The organism is Streptomyces sp. NPDC002896, assembly GCF_040295225.1.
GTDB lineage: Bacteria > Actinomycetota > Actinomycetes > Streptomycetales > Streptomycetaceae > Streptomyces.
In genome coordinates, this window is sequence record NZ_JBEOVA010000010.1 from 165,289 (window position 1) to 185,792 (window position 20,504).

The window sequence follows — 20,504 nt, forward strand, 5'->3', positions numbered from 1 at the left end:
GCGTGCTGATGGTGTCCGAGGAAGTACGGGAGGCGGTCGGGGCGCGGCGGCCGGTCGTGGCGCTGGAGTCCACGATCATCGCTCACGGGCTGCCGCGCCCGCACAATCTGCAGGTGGCGCTGGAGCTCGAGGCGGTCGTACGCACGGAGGGCGCCGTTCCCGCGACGATCGCCGTGCTGGACGGGCGGCCCCATGTCGGTCTGGACAAGGAGCAGCTGGAGCGGGTCGCCAACGAGGACGGGATCCGCAAACTGGGCCACCGGGATCTCGCCCTCGCGGTCGCTGCGGGAGCGAGCGGGGCCACGACCGTGTCGGCGACGGCGCTGCTCGCCGCGCGCGCGGGAGTACGGGTGTTCGCGACGGGCGGGCTCGGCGGGGTGCACCGCGAGTGGACGGTGACACAGGACGAGTCGGCCGACCTGGGGCTGCTGGCCCGTACCCGCATCACGGTGGTGTGCGCAGGCGTGAAGTCGATCCTGGACGTGGCTGCGACGCTCCAGCGCCTGGAGACGCTGGGGGTGGCGGTGGCGGGGTACGGCACGGCGCGCTTCCCCGGCTTCTATCTGTCCGACTCTGGACATCCGGTCGAGTGGACGCTGAACTCGCCCGGCGAGGTCGCGGACGTCATGCGGGCCCAGGACGCGCTCGGCGCCCCCGAGTCGGCGCTGATCGTCGCCAACCCCGTGCCCGAAGCCGAGCAGCTCGATCCCGCGCTGCACGCGCGCGTGCTCGCCGACGCGCTGCGGGCCTGCGACGAGCAGCGCGTCACAGGGCAGGCGGTCACACCGTTTCTGCTGGACTACCTGGTGCGGCACACCGACGGTGCGTCCTTGCGCGCCAATCTGGCGGCGGTGCGCGGCAACGTACGGCTGGCGGCGCGCATCGCGGCGGCCTGGTCCCCGGCGTGACTGCGACCGATCACTGTGCGTCGGGCGCGACGCCGACGGCTTCAGGCACCGGTGCGGCTGGGCTGTCAGAGATTTCGGGGGCGCCTACTGCGTCGGAGACGAGGGGTGTGCCGAGGACGCCGAGTGAGCCGGGTGCCCTGCTGGTCGTCGGTGACGTCATCACGGACGTCGTCGCCCGGCACCACACGCCACTGGCCCCGGGCACGGACACGGTGGCCACTGTCCGGACGCTGCCTGGCGGCGCCGGCGCCAACGTCGCCTGCTGGGCGGCCCGCTGCGGCTGCGCGGACGTTCGGCTGCTGGGGCGTGTGGGCGCCGAAGCCGTTGCGTGGCACGAGCGGGCCTTGACCGACTCGGGGGTACGCCCCCGCCTCGTCGTGGATCCGGAGGCGCCCACGGGGACGGTGATCTGCCTCGTCGATGCCGGCGCATCGGCGGAGCGAACCTTCCTCACGGACAGCGGGGCGTCCCTACGGCTCTCCCCCGCCGACTGGTCGCCGTCGGGGCTGGACGGCGTCGCACGGCTGCATCTGTCCGGCTACCTGTGCTTCTCAGAGCCGAGCCGCGCCCTGGTGAGGGCGGCTGTGGCGTCGGCACGCGCGCGTGGCGTGCCGGTGAGCATGGACCCCGCCTCTGCAGGCTTCCTCAGGGAGCTGGGCGTGGACCGGTTTCTGGAACTGACGAAGGGCATCGACGTGCTACTGCCCAGCGGGGACGAGGCGCGGTTGCTGACCGGCGTACCGGATGACGTCGACGCGGCGGCCGAGCTGAGCCGCCATTTCTCGTTGGTCGTGGTCAAGCGGGGCTCCGAGGGCGCGGTGGTGGCACGCGCGGGAGCGGTGCGGGCCCGGATTCCTGCGGTGCCCGCAACGGCACGGGACACCACGGGCGCCGGCGACGCCTTCACCGGCGCCTTCCTCGCCGCCCTGCTCAGGGGCTCGGACGCGGACGCGGCGGCCATCGAGGGCTGCCGGGCGGGGGCACACGCCGTACAGCTGGTAGGCGCCAGGCCCGATACGACGACTCCGGATTCGGCGGCTCCGGATTCGGCGGCTCCGGATTCGGCGGCTCCGGATTCGGCGGCTCGGGAAGCATCAGCTCCAGAGGCTTCCGCCCAGGTGCGATCGGTATCGGGTCAGGGTTTCCCGGCGCACGGGCGGTAGACACCGCCCGGCGGACCACCGGCCCCCCCTGTCATCGCGAGCCTCACGGCTTGCGACAGGGCGTCCCGGCCCCTACTCCTTGCGACCCCACGCGGAGATCATCGGTGCGGTGGCGAGGTCCATCTCGCCGGAGGCCACGTTCATGAGGTGCCGGTCGATCTCCTCGTCGGTGGCGAGCCCCGCGGCCACGAGATGGGCGCGCACCTCCTGGACGGTCGCGGTCTCCAGCTCGGCGCAAGCGGGTGAGGCGAGCGGGAAGTGGACCTCCGCCTCCACCTTGTGCAGCCCGGCCTCGCGCATGAGCCGGGGCAGACTGCGGCCGTACGAGAGGTCGGCGCCGCGCTCGGCAAGCAAGGCACGGAATGCCTTGCGCAGCCGGTTCGCCAGCTCCTGGGCGGGGCCGTGCTCATCGGGGCAGAGAAGGGGTTGCAAGGCGGGGTCGGTGTCCTCGACAAGCAGATGTCCGCCAGGCCGCAGGGCCTTGACCATGGACTGCAGCGCCGGTGCGTGGTCCGGTAGATGAACGAGGACGTGCCGTGCGTGCACGATGTCGAAGCGCTCGGCGGGCAACGGCTCGGTGCCCACGTCGTGGCGGCGCACCTCGATGGGCGGCCGGGCCGCCAATGCCACCCGGGAGGTGTCGGTGTCGGTCACGAGGACCCGCCCGGTGGGCCCGACCTTCTTGGCGAGCCAGGTCGCCACGGAGGCGCCGTAGGCACCGACCTCCCAACATCGCCGGCCCGGGCTGATGCCGAGTCTTTCGATGTGGCGGAACGTCGTGGGGTCGAAGAGTGCGGCGAGTGCGTCGAATCGCCGCCCTGCCCCGGTCTGGTTCTGCGTCTGCTTCTGCGTCTGGCTGCTGTTGAGGAGACGACTGTCAGTTCGCGTCATGCCCTGATCATTCCAGTTTGCCCTGTTCAACCGTGTAGTTCTGGTTCGTCCATGCAGTTGACGATCGCGTTCCGAAGCGGATTACTCCGTTCCCACAGGCCGCCACGGGGGGTGTGGCACGTGCTGGCAGACTGGCTCGCCAAGTCATCGAGTCCAGCGCAAGGAGCTCCGCATGTCGATGGCAGGGAACCTGTTGAAGGTGGGCGGTCTCCACAAGGTGGGTGGCCTCCGGAAGGTGGCGCGCCTGGGGAGGCGACGCCCGCGTGTCGATCTGAGTCACCCCGCCCGCTCCCCCCTGGGCTCCGCGGTGGTGAACTGCGTGACGTACCGGGACGGCATCCGCCAGCCGGGAGGCCGCGACCTGGTCGAGGCGGTCGAGCTCGTCCGCAAAGCCAGGGAGGGCTTCGTGTGGCTGGGCCTGCACGAGCCGACCGAGCGGGAGTTCGCGGGGATAGCGGAGCTGTTCGACCTGCACCCGCTGGCGGTGGAGGACGCGATCGACGCCCACCAGCGCCCGAAGGTCGAGCGGTACGGCGACACGCTCTTCGCCGTGTTCAAGACCGTCTGCTACGTGGATCACGCCGAACTGACCCCGACCAGCGAGGTGGTGGATACCGGCGAGATCATGGTCTTCGTCGGCCGGGACTTCGTCATCACGGTCCGTCACGGAAGGCACGGCTCGCTCGGCCCGGTGCGCGAAGGACTGGAGGCGACCTCGGAGCAGTTGGCCAAGGGCCCGGCCGCGGTACTGCACGCGATCGCCGACCATGTGGTGGACGACTATCTGGCCTGCACGGACGCAATGCAGGCCGACATCGACCAGGTCGAGACGGATGTGTTCACCGAGACCGGGGCGCGTGCCGATCCCGGTCGCATCTATCAGCTGAAGCGTGAGCTGCTGGAGCTGAAGCGAGCCGTGGTCCCCCTCAGCCGGCCGGTGCAGGTGCTCGCCACGGAGCCGCTGCGGGTGGTGGACCCGGAGATACAGGCGTACTTCCGGGATGTCTCCGACCATCTGCTGCGGGCCACGGAGCAGATAGCCGCGTTCGACGAGCTGCTGAACTCGATCCTGCAGGCGCACCTCGCGCAGGTGACGGTGGCTCAGAACGAGGACATGCGGAAGATCACGGCCTGGGCGGCGGTGATCGCGGTGCCGACGATGGTCTGCGGGGTGTACGGCATGAACTTCGACTACATGCCGGAGCTCCACTGGCGGCTCGGCTACCCGGGCGTCCTTGTGCTGACCGCGGTGGCCTGTCTCGTCCTGTACCGCGGATTCCGGCGCAGCGGCTGGCTGTGACGGGGACGGAAGCGCTGCTCAGCAGACGATCACTTCAGCCGTTCCAGGCCGGATGCCGTGGGTCGTCGGCTCGTACGAGTACGTCGGCCGCCGAGCCCGGGTCCACCTCGGACTCGTACCGCTCGAAGGCCGGCAGCGTCCAGTGCTCGTTCTCGGGCGTGCGCCGCCGGAGCGCGCCCGTCGACAGCCGCACGTGAACGGTCAGGTCGAAGGGGAACCAGCGTCCCAGGAGGAGGGGGCCGTGCAGCAACAGGATGCCGCCGGGCGGGAGTTGTACGTAGGTGCTGCGTGTGGCCCGGTCGGCGGCAGCGTCCCAGAGATCGGGCAGCACACGACCGGTGCCCCCGGGGTCGAGAGGCCCGAAGACCTCCCGCCACAGCGCGCCCGTGTCGAACCAGCCGGCGTAGTAGGAGTCCACGTCCTCGCGTCCGTACTCGAACCGCAGCGACGCGGGCCGCAGAAATCCTTCGGCGCCGACGACGAGCACGGCGCGGCCCCGGGAGCGCAGGACCTCGGCGACCTGCTGGGCAAGGTCGCCGGGGCGGGCGGCCGGTGCCCCGTCGAAGGCGATTCGCGGCCAGGAGCTCCCGTCGTGGGGCTTCAGGTCGAGCAGTCGGTCGGCAAGCGAGTCGCCGAGCCGTTCCCAGGTGATCGCTTCGAGTCGCACATGGTCCATCATGCCGCGCCCCCGGACACGGCCCTTCGGGCATTCGGGCCTCCACCCGCCGACCACGGCAGGTCCATGGTGCGCGGCGGGAATGAAACGCGTATGGCGACCTCCCCCACTGCCCCTGGCCCCGATGGGCCTCTCGTGTTCCAGTCCGTGAAGCGGCAGCGGCACTGTGCACAGTGCCGCGGCGGGCCGCTGTCGCTGCTCGTACTCGAGGGCGGCGCGCCGCGCTGTCTCGACTGTGCCGACCTGGGCCATCTGGTGTTCCTCGCCCGCGGCGACACCGCGCTGACGCGGCGGGCTCGGGAGGGCAGCACGCTGTCCGCGGTCGTCGTCCGCTTCAACCGGCGACGCGGCCGGTACGAGCGGCAGGGCGTCCTTGTCGAGGAGGACGCGCTCGCGCGGGCCGAGGAGCGGTGTCTGGCGGATGCCGAGGCCCGGGCGCGGCGCCGGGCGCGTGACGCGAAGCGGCGGGAGGCTGAGGACGTGCGCTTCACCGTGGCGTTCGCAGAGGAGATACGCCGCCTCTTTCCCGGCTGCCCACCCGGCCGGGCACGGGCGATCGCTGCTCACGCCTCGGCGCGGGGCAGCGGCCGCGTCGGCCGTAGCGCCGCGGGCCGGGCTCTGTCCGAGACCGCGGTGACGGCTGCGGTCTCGGCGGCGGTGCGGCACACGGACACGCCGTACGACGGTCTGCTGATGAGCGGCGTGCCCCGGCAGGAGGCACGCCACAGGATCGGACCGACGGTGGAAGCGACGCTGCGGGCCTGGCGTGCGGGCGCGGACACGGGCACGAGCGCGGGCACGGCCACGGCCACGAGCACGGGCGCCGGCGCCGGCGCGGCCACGGCTACGCGCACGGGCGGGGACGCGGGCATGGCCACGGCTACGGGTACTGCCACGGCTCCGGGCACGGCCAGGGATACGAGGCGTGAGGCGTATGGGAGTTGACGTGATCGAGGGACCTTACTTCGTGCTCACTCTGCTGGGGGCGCTCGCCTGCGCGCTGGTGGCCGGAGTCTTCGTCGCCTTCTCCACCTTCGTGATGAAGGCACTCGCCTCACTCCCCGCCCCTCAGGGAATCGCCGCGATGAACGCGATCAACGTGACAGCGGTCGGCCCCGCCTTCATGGCCCTCTTCATAGGTGCGGCCGGGTTGTGTGCCGTGCTGGCCGTGGTGACCTTCGTGCTGTGGCCGGACAAGGGGACGGTCGAGCTGCTGCTGGGTTGCGCGCTGTATCTGGTCGGCTCGTTCGGGGTGACCGTCGCGGCGAACGTCCCACGGAACGAGGCGCTCGCCAAGCTCGACCCCGAGGCGCCGGAGAGCGCCGAGTACTGGCGTAGATATGTGGACGAATGGAGCATGTGGAACCACATACGCAGTGCCGCGTCGCTCATCGCGAGTGCCTCGTTCGTTCTGGCCCTCACCCTCTGACGAGGCTGGCCCCCACGACGTGCACCGCGGACGCGACGCATGGTGGCGGCGCGACGTATGGTGGCGGGAAGACGCTGTCCCCCGCAGGCAAGGGAGACGGCCATGGCCGATCCCAAGGGTTTCCTCACCACCTCCCGCCAGGAATGGCCGCGGCGCCCGGTCGAGGAGCGGGTCCGGGACTGGGACGAGGTCTACGTCCCCGGCGCCCTGCTCCCGATCATCAGCGCGCAGGCCAACCGCTGCATGGACTGCGGCATACCGTTCTGCCATGACGCCTGTCCGCTGGGCAATCTGATCCCGGAGTGGAACGACCTGGTCTCGCGTGAGGACTGGCGGGCGGCGAGCGAGCGGCTGCACGCCACGAACAACTTCCCGGAGTTCACCGGGCGGCTCTGTCCCGCCCCGTGCGAGGCGGGCTGTGTGCTGGCGATCAACCAGCCGGCGGTCACGATCAAGAACGTCGAGGCGGCCATCGCGGACCGCGCCTGGGCCGACGGGCTGACACCGCCGCGGCCCCCCGACCGACTGTCGGGTCGCACGGTCGCGGTCGTCGGCTCCGGCCCGGCCGGGCTCGCCGCGGCGCAGCAGTTGACGCGGGTGGGGCACACCGTCGCGGTGTACGAGCGGGACGACCGTATCGGGGGGCTGATGCGGTACGGGATCCCCGGGTTCAAGATGGAGAAGCACCACCTGGAGCGGCGGATCGGGCAGATGGAGGCGGAGGGCACCAAGTTCCGGGCGAGCACGGCCATCGGGCGGGACATAGGGGCGGAGGAGCTGCGGGCGCGGTACGACGCGGTGGTGCTGGCCGTCGGCGCCACGGCGTGGCGTGAACTGCCCGTACCAGGGCGGGAGTTGGCTGGCATACACCAGGCAATGGAGTATCTGCCGCTGGCCAACCGGGTGTGCGAGGGCGATCTCGACGTCTCGCCCCTGTCCGCCAGGGGCAAGCACGTCGTGATCGTGGGCGGCGGCGACACCGGGGCGGACTGCCTGGGCACGGCGGTACGCGAAGAGGCGGCGTCCGTGACCCAGCTGGACATCTATCCGCAGCCGGCGACCGAGCGGACGGAGACGGATCCCTGGCCGACGTACCCGAAGATCTACCGGCTGTCGGCCGCGCACGAGGAGGCCAGGGACCTGGTCACCGCGCCCGCGGCGGACGCGGACGCACGCCTCTTCGCGGCGTCCACGCTCCGCTTCACAGGGGACGAGACCGGACATGTGCGGGCCCTGCACCTCGTTGAAGTGGACGCGGCGCGGAAGCCCAAGCCCGGCACGGAGCGCACGCTCCCCGCCGACCTGGTCCTGCTCGCGCTCGGGTTCTCCGGACCTGACCGGGGGGACGGGCTCGTCGATCAGCTGGGGCTCGCCCTCGACGAGCGCGGCACCATCGCGCGGGACGCGGGCTTCGCGACCAACGTCCCGGGCGTCTTTGCCGCCGGGGATGCGGCGCGCGGCCAGTCACTGATCGTCTGGGCGATCGCCGAGGGCCGCGCGGTGGCGGCGGCCGTCGACCGCCATCTGACGGGCTCGGACCGCCTCCCGTCCCCGATAGGTCCATACGACCGCCCGCTGCGCGCGTAACGCTCACCGCGCCCCGCGCCCGACGGCCCACGCCCCTCAGGACTGTCCGCCAGCCCGTGTGCGCGCCGCCGCGGCCCCCTGCCGCTGACCCTTTACCTCTTGCGCGCCACCCCCGCATACCCCGGAACAGGCCCGTCGTCCTGCCCCGGGACAGGCTCGCCGAGCTCCGGGTGCCAGACGGTCGGGACCACGACTCCAGGTTCCACGAGGTCCAGGCCGTCGAAGAAGCGGGCGACCTCGGCGTGGCTGCGCAGCGCCATGGTGAGCGCCCGGGCCTTGTACATGTCACCGGCCTCCGACGCGGTGTCCGGCGTGAAGTCGGCCGTCGCATGGGACAGCATCAGAAAGCTCCCGGCGGGCAGATCCGCCATGAGCCGGTCCACCAGCTCGTACGCCCCGTCCTCGTCGGAGATGAAGTGCAGCAGCGCGACGAGCGACAGGGCGACGGGCTGCGTGAGGTCCAGGATCTTCCGCGCCTGGTCGAGGATCGTGCCCGGATCGCGCACATCGGCCTGGACGAACTCTGTGGCGCCCTCGGGCGTGCTGCGCAGCAGCGCCTCGGCGTGGGCCAGCACGATGGGGTCGTTGTCGCAGTACACGACGCGTGCGTCGGGCGCGATGCGCTGCGCGATCTGGTGGAGGTTCGGCTCGGTGGGTATGCCCGTGCCGATGTCCAGGAACTGGCGTACGCCCTGCAGGGCCAGCCAGTGCGTGGCGCGCTGCATGAAGGATCGGTTGATGCGCGCCAGGACCGGAACACGCGGCTCGAGAGCCAGCAGCTGCTCACCCATCTCCACGTCGACGGGGTAGTTGTCCTTGCCTCCCAGGAACCAGTCGTACATGCGCGCCGGATGGGGCTTGCTCGTGTCGATCACCGGGTCTTTCCGGGATGCCGTGGATTCCGGCGCAGCAGCGGCGTCTTGCCCAGTCACGGCGTCTTGCCCCGTCATGAGTAACTCCATAAGTCGGAAGAACGACCAGCACGGTCCAGCGTGCCGAAAGGATCGAGAGAATCGAGAGAGTGGAGAAAATGGCTGGTCACGACAGCAAGAAGTCCGCTTCTCCGGCCTTTGCGCCCTCGATGAACGCGTTGATCTCGCCGGGCGTGTAGATCAGGGCAGGTCCGTCGGGGTCGGCCGAGTGGCGCACCGCGACCCTGCCGTCCGAAAGCTTCATGGCCTCCACGCAGTTGCCGCCGTTGCCGCCGCTCCACGGCTTGTGCCAGCCCTCGGTGCCGAGTTCGCGGGCGGGCATGCCGTTGTAGATCCGCCCGCCGTCGGCACGGTGGATGCCGTCGGTGGTGCGTATCCGGGCCTTGATCCGGTCCATTCACAGCTCCTTGCGGAATTCCCGGAGGATTTCCTTCGTGCGTCGTGCCGTTGCGGCCTGCGCCGCCATGCGGTCCAGGACCTCGAGATGCGTGGCGACCTCGGCACGCGCGTCCAGATAGACCGCACCGGTCAGGTACTCGCTGTAGACCATGTCCGGGAGCTCCGGCATGGCGAAGCGGAAGAGTAGGAACGGCCCGTACGTGCCCGGGTGCGGTCCGGACGCGAACTCGGCGATCTGCAGCGTCACATTGGGCAGCTGCAGGGCCTCGAGCAGCCGGTCGGCCTGCGCCCGCATCACCTTCGGCCCGCCGACGGGACGGCGCAGCGCCGTCTCCTCCATCACGACCCACAGTCGCGGGGCGTCCTCGCGGGTGAGCAGCTGCTGGCGCTGCATCCGCAGGGCCACATGGCGTTCGATGTCGTCGGGCCGGGTCTGGCCGATCGCGCCGGACTCCATGACGGCGCGGGTGTAGTCCTCGGTCTGCAGCAGCCCGGGGACGAAGTGCGGTTCGTACGAGCGGATGAGGCTCGCGGCCCCCTCCAGGCTGACGTGCATGCTGAACCAGCCCGGCAGGATGTCGTGGAACCGCTGCCACCAGCCCGGCCTGTTGGCCTCCTCGGCGAGCGTGACGAACGCGTCGGCCTCGCCGTCGGGGACTCCGTAGGACTTCAGCAGCAGCTGCAGATACGGGATCTTCAGCGCGACCTCGGCCGTCTCCATACGGCGGACGGTGGCCGGGGCCACGCGCAGGACGCGGGCGGCCTCCTCGCGCTTGAGGCCGGCCCGCTCCCGCAGGTCCTGGAGGCGTCGGCCGAGGACGACCTGACCGACTGTGGGTGCGGACCGCGGTTCGCTCACGCTCCACCTCCGTCCGGTTCCAAGTAGCCCGACAACAGCCCCGGCCCCGCCGGGCCGTTCCCTCGACCGACTACGCCAAGCCGCACGAAACCACGCCAACTCGGCCCGCACAGCGGGTCGTTGCGAGCAGTGTGCCATGGCCCTTCACCAGGGCACACTGCACTCTGCACTTTTCAGAGTGGCTCTTGCCAAGTGTTCGGGACGGGGAGATAGTTGCTTCCGTGACTACTTCCGCGCGGTTAGGAGCAGACGCCGCCGAGGCGGGCCCCGGCATGCCCGCCGGGGTGTACGTCGGTGCGCCCGCCGGACGCCGGTTCAGCTTCGAACTGGCGGTGCATCCGCGCTCCGCAGGGCAGGCCCGGCGGCTGACGCGCGCCCGGTTGAGCGGCTGGTCCGTCGGCGAGGACACCTGCGAGACGGCCGCCCTGGTCATCTCCGAGCTGGTCACGAACGCACTGGTCCACACCGCGTCCCGGGTGATCGTGTGCGAGCTGCGCGACGACGCCCGTCGGCTCCGGATATCCGTCCGCGACGAGGGATGTACGCCCGGCGAGCCGCACCCGTCTCCGCGGCGGCCCGAGGAGGAGCACGGGAGGGGATTGCTCCTCGTCGAGGCCGTGAGCAGCGCGTGGGGCGCCCAGGAAGCCGGGTCCGGCCTGCTCGTGTGGGCGGACCTGCGGCGGGCGGGGGACGACGCCCGCGAGGCGGAGGCCGGGGCGGACGGGGTTCGCGGCACGGGGACCTCGTGGCTGTGACAAGGCCGCGAGCCCTGACCGTCGACACGCTGGCCGGCCTGGCGCGCCGACGGCGCCCGCTCCGCTTACCGCCGCTACGGCTGGCTGTTCCCTCCGGGATGTCGGCGCCCCTGGGCTGCGACGCGGTCGCGGTGCCGGCGGCGTACGGGCGGCGGCTGCTGGCACGGCTGCCGCGGGCGGGGTGCGTCTACGGCGACGGAGCGCACTGGTGGTGGCTCGTGCCGTCCGACTCCGACGTCGCCATGGAGTGGCCCGCGCCCGCGCACTACGCCGCGGGAGCGGTGGTTCCGGATGCCTGCGCGCGGCCTGGGCTGGTCCACCGCCCGGATGGCACGTCCGTGGCGTACACCCCGCCGATCCCGCTCTATCTCGCCGTGTGCCAGATCACGGGGGCGAGGCCCGCGTGGTCGCGCCCGGTCAGCGGTTAGCCGGTCGCGGACGGTTCACCGGCGCGGCTAGTCCGAGGCCTCCCGCGGCCGTACGACCACCAGGAACGCGTCCGACGCCAGGTCCATCACGACCTCGGCGAGCTGCCCCTCCAAGCGGAGTGTGTTCGCGAACTCCTCCGCCGGCCAGGACCCTCGCGGACCACCGGCCGGAAAGCGCTCCAGCACCACGCATCCGTTCACCGCACTCTCCTGTTCTCGTGCCCGGCCCACACCTTCGAGGACCGTTCAGGAACTAGAACGCATCGCGAGCCTGTTCGGTCTGCGACGTGACGGTACTGAAACCTAGTTGAAACGCCAAATGTACTCAGGGTTCACTCTCGTACCGTGGCCCTCCCCTCACACACCGTGCTCAGAAGTGGCGCGGCCCACGGTCTACGGATCGCAGCGGCCTTGCCGCTCGGAGGTTAGGCCGTCGTGATCCGGGTGCGAGGCTCCGCCAGCTCCTTGCGCCGGGTGAGCTCCGCGAGGTCAGCGCAGAGTGCGGTCAGGTGCCGGGCATGCTGCTCGGGCATGCGGCCGGTGTCGTCGAGGTGCACGGCGCAGGCCGTCGCGGTGTCCACGATCAGTTCGAGCATGGCCGCGACCTCTCCTGCGCCGGCCGTGTGCCGGGCGAGTGTGGGCAGTTCGGCGGCTGAGACCTCGCTGGCGGCTCGGGCCTGGGCGAGCGCGCGGTAGGCCGCCCGGCGCAGCGCCCAGCGGGCCGCGCGGTCATCGGAGCCGCTCAGCACGTGGCCGAGGTAGGCGTCCGCGGCCCGCATGGCTGCCGCCAGGCGGGTCCGCACGCCGCTCCCGCCGTGCCCCGGCAGCGGCAGATGCCCGACGATCAGCACGATCGCGCAGGCCAGCAGCGTCTCGCCGATCCGGCTCCAGGCCGCCTGCGGTTCGCCGCCGACCATCACGAGGCCGAGCACGAGGACGGTCACGACGGCGGTCTGCGCGGCGAAGTGCCGGGTGGCGACGGGGATCAGGGCACCGCTGAGGGCCACCAGGCCGACCAGCCCGTACGGCGAGGGCAGCAGCGCTGCGAAGGCGGCGAAGAGCGCGGCGCCCAGCACGGTGCCGAGGGCCCGGCACAGCACGCGCGACACGAGCGGTCCGAGGTCGGGCTTGACCAGGAAGACGGCGGTGGCGGGCAGCCAGTACCAGTGCACGTGGTGCAGGGCCTGCGCCACAGCGGCGCTGGCACCGAGGCAGAGCGCGACCCGCACGCCGTACTCGCGGCCGCCGGATCCCAGGGCCCGGCGGGCGGCGGGCAGCAGCCGGCTCTTGCGCCGCGGCAGGTGTCCCGTGCCGCTGTCGAAGGCTTCGGCCGCGTGCAGCAGGGCGTCGTCGAGGGCGCGCAGGCCGGCGTCGTAGCGGGCCGGCGCGGGGAGCGGACCGGGCGCCTCCCCGCTGCGGACGGCGCCCGCGAGCCTGCGCGGGCCTTCCGAGGCCTCGGCGGGGAGGGTCCGGCCCGCCCAGGCGAGCGCGGTCGCGGCCTCGGCGAGCGGCAGCGCGGCGAGGTACTGCGCATGCAGCCGCCGCTCGGCCGAGGAGCTGGGCCTGGCCCGCAGCCGCGGACCGGACAGGGCATCCTGCGCATGGTCGAGCGCGGCGGTGAGCGCGGCGCGACGGGCGAGGGCGTCGGGCCCTCCGACCGCGTCGAGCAGGCCGGCGATGGCGGCGTAGACGTCCCCGACAGCCGTACGCTCACCGTCGAACCGGAAGGACCCGGCGGCGCCCGGGGCGCCTGGCGACGGCAGCAGGAGGCGCAACGCGATCAGCCAGCCCGCGCCGGCGAGGTAGCACAGGGCGCGCTGCCATCCGGGCTCGGGCAGCTGCATCCCTGCGCCGATCGCCGCGCCCACCAGCAGTTGCGTCCCCACCGCGGAGGCGACGGGCCCCACGGCACTGACGGCACCGGCGACGAGTCCGAGCACGGCGAGCCCCGCGATCAGCGCGACGGCGCCCGTCCGGCCTTCGGCATCCGCCGCATACCCCGCGGTGTACGACCCGAGAAGCAGCCCGCACGCCCCGGCGACGGCCGGCACGCCCAGCCGCTGCACGGCGGAACGCCGGCTACCCCGACGGTCGTTGATCCCCGCCAGCATGGCCCCGAGCGCGGCGACGACACCGACGGACGGCCGCCCCCACAACACCGCCGCCAGCAACAGGGGCCCGGCGGCCAGCGCGCCGCGGACGACGGCGCTCCAGGCCACGGGTCCGCGCTGGGCACGCAGGGCATGGGCCAGCCAGGGCGGTATGGCGGAGGAGAAACGGGCGGGGACGTGCACGGGGCTCCTGTCGGGCGGGGGCGGGGTGCGCCTTCGGACGACTTCGGCCAGGGCTGTCAGTCCGACGATAGGGGATGGATTTGAAGGGATCGGGACGTGACCATTTCCGTAATGTGACAGCCCCTGGCGGCTCGTGTGTGTTCCCGGATCCCGATGTGTCCCGGATCCTGAGAACGACCGAAACGGCCGGATCCAGAGCACGGCCGAAACACCGGCCTGCCGAACGGTCGACCGGTCGGCCGCAGGACAGCGCACTGCGGAGCCGAAACGGACCCCCGATCGGAGCCGCCGTCAGCCCTTCACAGCGTTCTCCACTGCCCGTTCGAAGAGCGCCTGTGCCTCGTCGACCGCCAGGGCGATCGCCTCGGGACGCTCTCCCAGCGACGCGACGATGTCGTCAACCGCCCGCAGCCCCGCCCGCTCCAGCAGCCGCTTCTCGTTCGTCACCCATTCCCCGCGCGCCGCGAGGATTGCGTGCGCCGTCTGCATCGCGGCGATCGCGAGGGAACCCGCGACCTCCGTACGGCGGCCGGCGGGCGCGTGGTTGGCCTTCGCGTACGCGAGGGTGGACCGTGCGGTGCCGTACCAGCGCTCGGGGGCGGTGCCGCGCAGCTTCTCCGGGTAGGCCGAGGGGCGGGGCAGTTCGCCCCGCAGTACCCGGTTCACGGCGAGCTCGGCGACGAGCAGGTAGCTGGGGATTCCCGCGAGATGGAACAGCAGCGGCTCGACGTGGAAGCGCCCGGCCTCCGCCTCGGCCAGTTCGTGCTCGACGACGTCGAGGTCGCGGTAGTGCACGTCGGTGCGCCGCCCGTCGATCGTCAGCCAGGCGCCGCCGTTGAAGATGCCACCGCCCCATCCGCCGATCTCGGATACCTCGCCCTCCCAGCCGATGGCGCCCAGGGCCCGCAGGCCCGCGGGGTCGAAGTCTCCGCGGTAGTAGACCGCGAGGTCCCAGTCGCTGTCGGGCCGGTGGGTGCCCTGGGCGCGGGAGCCGCCGAGGGCGACCGCGCGGACGGTGGGGAGGGCCGCAAGATGGTCGGCCACGTGGTCGAGAAAGGTTTCGTCGTTCATCACCTGGTGGGTGGTCGGGTGGACCCGATGGTCACATTACCGACCGACCGGGCCCGGATCACCGTGCCGTGCTGCACGCCGCCACTGACCTTGTCGGGCGCGCTCCCTCGCCGCCGTGCGGATGGCTCGGGGCCCAACTCGGCCAGGAGTGCGCGCAGTTCGGCTGCCGCGGTCGGGTCCGATCGCAGGGTGCGGCGCAACCGGTTGCGCCATTCCGCCTGTACGCCGGCCTCGGCATCCTGATCCTCGGCGCCGCGTGCGGCGACGAGTTGGGCCCGCGAGGCCTCGAGTTCGCCCTCGACCACCGTCTCGTCGCCGCCCCGCCGCCGCGAGAAGAACGCGACCGCGCGGCCGCGTGCCTGCACCCATCCTTCGGTCACCATCTGCTGCACGAGCGCCGTCGCCCCCGCTGCCGCCAGTGCACTCAACTCCGCGTCCACCGAGCCCCCTTTGTCGCTCGTCGCCGCTCCGGCCGGACGCCCCCACGGTATCCCGGTGACTAACGTGACGTATCCGACCGCGCACGATGAGTGCCGCTCGTGGCGCACGTAACCCGAGGCCACGCGCCAACCGAAGTCCGCCCAAGCCTCGGGCGCGTCCCCCTTCCGGCGGTCGCACTCGCGGGCCCTTCGGTGGCTCCATGTCCGCAATTCAGGTGCGTACGCAGCGCTTGGCACCACATGATCGGCCGGTAGGGCCCCACCGCCGGTACCGACCAGCCGGCCCCCGGCGCCCGGCCCGCGCCCGAACAGATCCCGGAGTAAGCAACCCATGCTGATCGAACACCGCGGTCACCGCCCCACGGTCCCCGCCTCCGCCTACGTCTCCCCCACCGCCACCCTCTGCGGCGCCGTCGTGCTGGGTGAAGGTGCCCGTGTGCTGCACGGGGCCGTGCTCACGGCCGAAGACGGCGAGGTACGGGTCGGGGCTGACGTCGTCGTCATGGAGAACGCGCTCGTGCGGGGGCGGGCGCGGCATCCGGCCGTCATCGGGGACGCCGTTCTCGTAGGGCCGCACGCGCACGTCAACGGGGCCACCATCGAGGACGAGGTCTTCGTCGCCACCGGCGCCTCCGTCTTCCCGGGTGCGGTCGCCGGCGCCGGGTCGGAGCTGCGGATCAACAGCGTGCTGCAGGTCAACTCGGTCCTGCCGCCCGGAACCACCGTCCCCATCGGGTGGATCGCCGTCGGCAACCCGGCCCGGCTCTTCTCGCCCGACCGGCACGACGAACTGTGGGAGGTGCAGCAGACCCTGGACTTCCCCGGCACCGTCTACGGCGTCCCCCGCGGCACACCCCTGCGCGACATCATGGCCCGCCAGAGCAGCTTCTACGGGGCCCACAAGGACGACCGGGTCGTGGAGGGCTGAGTCTCCACCGGTACGGCGGCTGCCTCCAGCGGTACGGCGGCCGCGTCCGCCGCCGCGAAGAGTCCGTGGTCACCGCACCGGCCCGCTCGTCCCCCGTACCACCAGCTCGGGGTCCACCACCGCCTCCCGCGGCTCGACGCCCTCCCCCTCCAGCCGCTCCACGGCGAACCGCACCGCGCGCTCGGCCATCAGGAGGAAGTCCTGGCGGACCGTCGTCAGGCCCATGGGCATGAGGTGGGAGAGATGGCTGTCGTCGTAGCCGACGACCGAGACCTCGCCGGGGACGTCGATGCCCGCGCGGCCTAAGGACATCAGCAGGCCCATCGCACAGCGGTCGTTGGCCGCCAGGACCGCCGTCGGCAGCTCGTCCTGCGCCGCCAGGATGCGGCCCGCCTCGATGCCGGCGTCCTCGTCGTGCGCTCCGGGGATGACGCGGATCTCGTCGGCCAGGCCGTGCCGGCGCATGGAGTAGCGGTAGGCGCGGCGGCGCTCGGCCGAGCCGGGCCCGCGGCCGCCGTCGACGTGCGCGATGCGGCGGTGGCCCAGTTCGACGAGGTGGTCCAGGGCCTGCCGTACCCCCTTCGCCTCGGCGGTGCGGACGCTGTCGACGCGGGCGCCGCGCACCCGGCGCGCGACCGCGACGGCGACCGTGCGATGGCCGAGTGCGTCCAGGTCGGCGGCGGTCGAGCGCGGGCCGAGCAGGATCAGTGCCTCGCAGCGGTGGCTCAGCAGGGCCTCGATCGCCTTGCGTTCGTCGCGGCCCGGGGCGTCGGCCGAAAGCAGGACGTCGTAGCCGAGGCGTTCGGCCTCGCGGTAGATGGCCTCGACGAGGTCCGCCTGGAAGGGCTGGTGCAGGGTCAGCATCACGCCGAGCGTGCGGCTGCGGCCCCGCGCGAGGAGGCGTGCCGCGCTGTCGGGCCGGTAGCCGAGCTCTTCGGCGACGCGCAGCACGCGTTCGCGGGTCTCCTGGCTCGCCCCCGGCTGGTTGCGGAAGACGATGGAGACCAGCGCCCTGGACACGCCCGCCCTCTCGGCGACGTGCGCCATCGTGGGGCGCCGCCTGCCCGGTGCACGCATCAGAGGTCTGACCTTCCTGTCCGTTCGGAGGTCCGACCTTCGCGTATTCGTGGATCTGTGTATTGGAGTAATTCGAGCCCTCCTGGACGTGCCGATGAGCAGCCCCACAGGAGCCTATTGACATGACATTCGAACGGCAGTCATCGTTACTCGCCGCTAGAGCGCGCTAGCGGAGCGGAGCAGCACCGGGTGTGCCTGAGGGCCAACTCGCCCCGGATGGGGATCGATGACAGGGGAACCGATGACCGAGACGATACGGCTCACCACTGCGCAGGCCCTCGTCCGCTTCCTCGCCAGTCAGTACAGCGAGCGCGACGGCCTGGAGCAGCGGCTGATCCCGGGGGCGTGGGGCGTCTTCGGGCACGGCAACGCCTCCGGCATCGGTCAGGCACTCCTCCAGGCGGCCCTCACGGGCGAGGCCGATCTGCCGTACTACGTGGCCCGCAACGAGCAGGGCATGGTGCACGCCGCCGTGGCCTTCGCCAGGATGCGGGACCGGCTGGCCGCCTTCGCCTGCACGGCGTCGACAGGGCCTGGTTCGACGAACATGATCGCGGGTGCGGCGCTCGCCACCGCCAACCGTCTCCCCGTACTCCTCCTCCCCGGCGAAATGGTCGCGACCCGGGGCCCCAACCCGGTGCTGCACCTGGAGGCAACCGGGGCCGGGGACATAACGGTCAGCGACGCGTTCCGCTCGGTGTCGAAGTTCTTCGACCGGATCACGCGTCCCGAGCAGCTCATCCCCGCCGCGACGGCCGCGATGCGGGTGCTGACGGACCCGGTGGAGACGGGCGCGGTCACGCTCGTGCTGCCGCAGGACGTGCAGGCGGAGGCCTCCGACTGGCCGGTGACGTTCTTCCGGCGCCGGGTCTGGCGCGTGGGCCGCCCGGTGCCGGAGCCGGCCGCGCTGGCGCGGGCCTCCCATCTGCTGCGGGAGGCGAAGAGGCCGCTGATCGTCGCGGGCGGCGGTGTCGTGTACTCCGGCGCCGAGACGCTGCTGCGCGCGTTCTCCGAGGCCACCGGCATCCCGGTCGCCGAGACAGGCGCCGGCAAGGGCGCGGTGGCGTGGGACCACCCGTACGCGGTGGGCGGCATCGGCCCGACGGGTTCGTACGCGGCGCAGGAGGTGGCGAGGGAGGCCGACGTGGTCCTCGGCATCGGCACCCGCTACAGCGACCTCGCGACCGCCGGCCACGCCGTCTTCGGAAACCCGGACGTCACGTTCGTCAACCTCAACGTCGCCCGGCTCGACTCGGTCGGGCAGTCCGCCGAACCGCTGGTCGCCGACGCCCGGCTCGGCATCCAGGCGCTCGTGGGCGCGCTCACGGACTGGGAGGTCGGCGAGGCGTACCGCCGGCGCACCCGTGAACTCGTCGCCGAGGCCCGGCGGCTCGAGGACGAGAGCTTCCGAGGCGGCCACGGCCCGCTGCCCGCCACGGCCGACATCCTGCGCACGCTCAACGAGATACTCGACGACCGCGACGTCGTGATCAACGCGGCCGGGTCCGTACCGGGCGACCTGCAGCAGCTGTGGCGGGCCCGCGACCCGAAGGCCTACCACGTCGAGTACGCGTACTCGTGCCTGGGTTACGAGGTCGCGGCCGGCGTCGGCGCGAAGCTGGCCGATCCCTCGCGCGAGGTCGTCCTGCTGGTCGGCGACGCCTCGTATCTGATGATGGCTCAGGAGATCGCCGGCATGGTGTCCGAGGGCATGAAGGTAGTCATCGTCCTGGTCCAGAACCGCGGGTTCGCGTCGGTCGAGGCGCCGGCGGAGCTGCCCGGCCCGCAGTGGTCCGGTGCACAGTATCGTTTCCGCGACGGGGAGCAGGCGCTGCCCGCCGGCGGCAGGCGCCCCGTCGACCTGGCCGCCAACGCCGCGTCGCTCGGCGCGGACGTCCTGCACGCCGCGACGGTGGACGAGTTCCGCACGGCGGTCGAGAAGGCGAAGGCCGGCAGCCGCACCACGGTCGTGCACGTCGAGACCGACCCGTGTTCCGTTCTGGCTCCTGCGCCCGGAAACCCGGATGCGGAGGCGCTCGCGTTCTGACGGTGTCCGCCGCCACGGCGCCTGCGCCTACGCCTGGGACGGGGGACGAGCTGGCCGCAGCACCATGGTCCGGGTCCGGGTCCGGGTCCGGGTCGGATCATCCCCTCGTCGGCCCGGCCGAGGCCCCCGGTGATCCCCAGGTGCGCCGCTTCGGCCGTGGCCGGGCGTAGCTGCCCGCGCGACTGGTCGCGAGCCCCAGCGCAACCAGCGAATCCGCGAGCTTTCACGGCCGCCGCGACCCCGTCCACCACGGGCAGGCCCAGCTTGTCGCCGACCGCGCGGCGCAGCCCGGTCATGTCTTCAGCCGCCCTGGCCGGTCAGGCCCTGTCGCCCTCGCCCTCGCCCTCGTGCGCGACCGCGTACTTGTCCGTGGCCGCCACCAGCGCTTCCTTCATGCCCGGCGCCCCCGCGTTGTGCCCGACGTCGTCCACGATCACCAACTCGCTGCCCGGCCAGGCGTGGTGCAGCCGCCACACGATGCCCAGCAGGTTGCCGAAGTCGAGGCTGCCCTGGACCAGCGTGCCGGGGATGCCCTTGAGCAGCGGGGCGTCGCGCAGGACGACGCCCTCCTCGTTGCCATCGCCGAGGAAGTGGTCATTGCCGAAGTAGTGCGTGACGATGCGGGCAAAGGCGGCGCGGAAGACGGGGTCCTCGTAGCGCGGGATGGAGCGCGGCGGCGCGGGCGCCATCGCCGTCTCCCAGTCCGTCCAGGCCCGGGCGGTGCTCTCCCGTACCTCGGCGTCCGGCGACTCCAGCAGCCGGTTGTACGCGGCCGCGAGATCGCCGTCGCGCTCGTCCTCGGGCACATGGTCGCGGAACCGGGCGAACTCCTCGGGGAAGATCTGCCCGAGGCCGCGCGTCAGCAGCGCCACCTCGGGACTCGAGCCCGTGGCCACACCCGTGAGGACCAGCTCCGACACACTGCCCGGGTGCGTCTGCGCGTACCGCAGCCCCAGCACCGAGCCCCACGAGACCCCCCACACCAGCCACCGCTCGATGCCGAGATGGCGGCGCAGCAGCTCCAGGTCGGCGATCACATGAGCCGTCGTGTTGACGCTCATGTCCGTGTCGTACGCGCTCGCGTGCGGAGTGGAACGGCCGCAGCCACGCTGGTCGAGGAGGACGATGCGGTACGCGGCCGGGTCGAACAGGCGGCGGAAGTACGGCGTGCAGCCGGAGCCCGGCCCGCCGTGCAGCACCACGGCGGGCTTGCCGCGCGGATTGCCGCAGACCTCCCAGTACACGTGGTTGCCGTCACCGACGTCGAGCATGCCGTGGTCGTGCGGTTCTATGTCCGGATAGAGGCCCATCCGGGCAATC

Annotated in this window: 20 protein-coding genes and 2 pseudogenes; 10 read left to right on the forward strand and 12 right to left on the reverse strand. The window is 72.2% G+C overall.

The features are described 5' to 3' along the window. The first annotated feature begins 8 nt into the window (after positions 1-8). Positions 9-908 carry a pseudouridine-5'-phosphate glycosidase gene (locus ABT009_RS20450; RefSeq protein WP_351297031.1) on the forward strand — a complete coding sequence of 300 codons (900 nt, stop codon included), beginning with the start codon at positions 9-11 and terminating at the stop codon, positions 906-908. Between the two features lie 71 nt (positions 909-979). Beyond that, positions 980-2,071 carry a carbohydrate kinase family protein gene (locus ABT009_RS20455; RefSeq protein ID WP_502989932.1) on the forward strand — a complete coding sequence of 364 codons (1,092 nt, stop codon included), beginning with the start codon at positions 980-982 and terminating at the stop codon, positions 2,069-2,071. A gap of 72 nt (positions 2,072-2,143) precedes the next feature. On the opposite strand, the gene ABT009_RS20460 is transcribed toward ABT009_RS20455, so the two are convergent. Then, positions 2,144-2,962 carry a methyltransferase domain-containing protein gene (locus tag ABT009_RS20460; protein WP_351296456.1) on the reverse strand — a complete coding sequence of 273 codons (819 nt, stop codon included), beginning with the start codon at positions 2,960-2,962 and terminating at the stop codon, positions 2,144-2,146. A gap of 172 nt (positions 2,963-3,134) precedes the next feature. On the opposite strand from ABT009_RS20460, the gene ABT009_RS20465 reads away from it, so the two are divergent. Further along, a complete protein-coding gene (locus ABT009_RS20465) occupies positions 3,135-4,262 on the forward strand; it encodes a magnesium and cobalt transport protein CorA (RefSeq protein WP_351296459.1) in 1,128 nt (375 codons plus the stop codon). A gap of 34 nt (positions 4,263-4,296) precedes the next feature. On the opposite strand, the gene ABT009_RS20470 is transcribed toward ABT009_RS20465, so the two are convergent. Beyond that, a complete protein-coding gene (locus ABT009_RS20470; RefSeq protein ID WP_351297034.1) occupies positions 4,297-4,938 on the reverse strand; it encodes a nucleoside/nucleotide kinase family protein in 642 nt (213 codons plus the stop codon). A gap of 93 nt (positions 4,939-5,031) precedes the next feature. Between ABT009_RS20470 and ABT009_RS20475 the strand changes: the two are divergent. From ABT009_RS20475 to ABT009_RS20485, 3 genes and pseudogenes are all read left to right on the forward strand, one after another. Continuing rightward, positions 5,032-5,706: pseudogene (locus tag ABT009_RS20475) on the forward strand (DUF2293 domain-containing protein); the annotation flags it as partial. Between the two features lie 178 nt (positions 5,707-5,884). After that, a complete protein-coding gene (locus ABT009_RS20480) occupies positions 5,885-6,367 on the forward strand; it encodes an anthrone oxygenase family protein (RefSeq protein WP_351296465.1) in 483 nt (160 codons plus the stop codon). 102 nt (positions 6,368-6,469) lie between these two features. Next, positions 6,470-7,954 (forward strand): glutamate synthase subunit beta, encoded by a 1,485-nt coding sequence (locus ABT009_RS20485; protein ID WP_351296468.1) that lies wholly within the window; start codon positions 6,470-6,472, stop codon positions 7,952-7,954. A 92-nt stretch (positions 7,955-8,046) separates the two neighbouring features. Here the strand turns inward: ABT009_RS20485 and ABT009_RS20490 are convergent, their stop codons facing one another. From ABT009_RS20490 to ABT009_RS20500, 3 genes are all read right to left on the reverse strand, one after another. After that, on the reverse strand, positions 8,047-8,886 hold the full coding sequence (locus tag ABT009_RS20490) for an SAM-dependent methyltransferase (protein ID WP_351297037.1): 840 nt from the start codon (positions 8,884-8,886) through the stop codon (positions 8,047-8,049). Positions 8,887-8,992: 106 nt separating this feature from the next. Continuing rightward, positions 8,993-9,283 (reverse strand): DUF397 domain-containing protein, encoded by a 291-nt coding sequence (locus ABT009_RS20495; protein WP_351296470.1) that lies wholly within the window; start codon positions 9,281-9,283, stop codon positions 8,993-8,995. Next, the gene (locus ABT009_RS20500) at positions 9,284-10,144 is read right to left on the reverse strand and encodes a Sco1979 family transcriptional regulator (protein ID WP_351296473.1); all 861 of its coding nucleotides are present in this window, start codon (positions 10,142-10,144) and stop codon (positions 9,284-9,286) included. A 221-nt stretch (positions 10,145-10,365) separates the two neighbouring features. Here ABT009_RS20500 and ABT009_RS20505 point away from each other — a divergent pair, with 221 nt between their 5' ends. Both ABT009_RS20505 and ABT009_RS20510 read left to right on the forward strand, forming a co-directional pair. Beyond that, on the forward strand, positions 10,366-10,899 hold the full coding sequence (locus tag ABT009_RS20505; RefSeq protein WP_351296476.1) for an ATP-binding protein: 534 nt from the start codon (positions 10,366-10,368) through the stop codon (positions 10,897-10,899). Then, on the forward strand, positions 10,896-11,327 hold the full coding sequence (locus ABT009_RS20510) for a hypothetical protein (RefSeq protein WP_502989933.1): 432 nt from the start codon (positions 10,896-10,898) through the stop codon (positions 11,325-11,327). The genes ABT009_RS20505 and ABT009_RS20510 overlap by 4 nt, the downstream gene beginning before the upstream one ends. 27 nt (positions 11,328-11,354) lie before the next feature. Here the strand turns inward: ABT009_RS20510 and ABT009_RS20515 are convergent, their stop codons facing one another. From ABT009_RS20515 to ABT009_RS20530, 4 genes are all read right to left on the reverse strand, one after another. Next, positions 11,355-11,528, reverse strand: a complete 174-nt coding sequence (locus ABT009_RS20515; RefSeq protein WP_351296482.1) for a DUF8839 family protein — start codon at positions 11,526-11,528, stop codon at positions 11,355-11,357. A gap of 224 nt (positions 11,529-11,752) precedes the next feature. Further along, the gene (locus tag ABT009_RS20520) at positions 11,753-13,621 is read right to left on the reverse strand and encodes an FUSC family protein (RefSeq protein WP_351296485.1); all 1,869 of its coding nucleotides are present in this window, start codon (positions 13,619-13,621) and stop codon (positions 11,753-11,755) included. 291 nt (positions 13,622-13,912) lie between these two features. Then, positions 13,913-14,692, reverse strand: coding sequence for a nucleotidyltransferase domain-containing protein (locus ABT009_RS20525; protein WP_351296488.1), 780 nt, complete (start codon positions 14,690-14,692; stop codon positions 13,913-13,915). After that, positions 14,692-15,132, reverse strand: coding sequence for a hypothetical protein (locus ABT009_RS20530; RefSeq protein ID WP_351296491.1), 441 nt, complete (start codon positions 15,130-15,132; stop codon positions 14,692-14,694). The genes ABT009_RS20525 and ABT009_RS20530 overlap by 1 nt, the downstream gene beginning before the upstream one ends. A gap of 331 nt (positions 15,133-15,463) precedes the next feature. On the opposite strand from ABT009_RS20530, the gene ABT009_RS20535 reads away from it, so the two are divergent. Next, positions 15,464-16,060 carry a gamma carbonic anhydrase family protein gene (locus tag ABT009_RS20535; protein ID WP_351296494.1) on the forward strand — a complete coding sequence of 199 codons (597 nt, stop codon included), beginning with the start codon at positions 15,464-15,466 and terminating at the stop codon, positions 16,058-16,060. A 69-nt stretch (positions 16,061-16,129) separates the two neighbouring features. On the opposite strand, the gene ABT009_RS20540 is transcribed toward ABT009_RS20535, so the two are convergent. Continuing rightward, positions 16,130-17,137: a LacI family DNA-binding transcriptional regulator gene (locus ABT009_RS20540; protein ID WP_351296497.1), complete on the reverse strand. Its 1,008-nt coding sequence runs from the start codon at positions 17,135-17,137 to the stop codon at positions 16,130-16,132. A 241-nt stretch (positions 17,138-17,378) separates the two neighbouring features. Here ABT009_RS20540 and iolD point away from each other — a divergent pair, with 241 nt between their 5' ends. Next, positions 17,379-19,184, forward strand: coding sequence for a 3D-(3,5/4)-trihydroxycyclohexane-1,2-dione acylhydrolase (decyclizing) (gene iolD / locus ABT009_RS20545; protein ID WP_351296500.1), 1,806 nt, complete (start codon positions 17,379-17,381; stop codon positions 19,182-19,184). A gap of 97 nt (positions 19,185-19,281) precedes the next feature. Here the strand turns inward: iolD and ABT009_RS20550 are convergent. Together ABT009_RS20550 and pip are read right to left on the reverse strand one after the other, a co-directional pair. Next, a pseudogene (locus ABT009_RS20550) lies at positions 19,282-19,480 on the reverse strand (aspartate/glutamate racemase family protein); the annotation flags it as partial. A 21-nt stretch (positions 19,481-19,501) separates the two neighbouring features. Then, positions 19,502-20,494: a prolyl aminopeptidase gene (gene pip, locus ABT009_RS20555; protein ID WP_351296503.1), complete on the reverse strand. Its 993-nt coding sequence runs from the start codon at positions 20,492-20,494 to the stop codon at positions 19,502-19,504. Between the last annotated feature and the right edge of the window lie 10 nt (positions 20,495-20,504).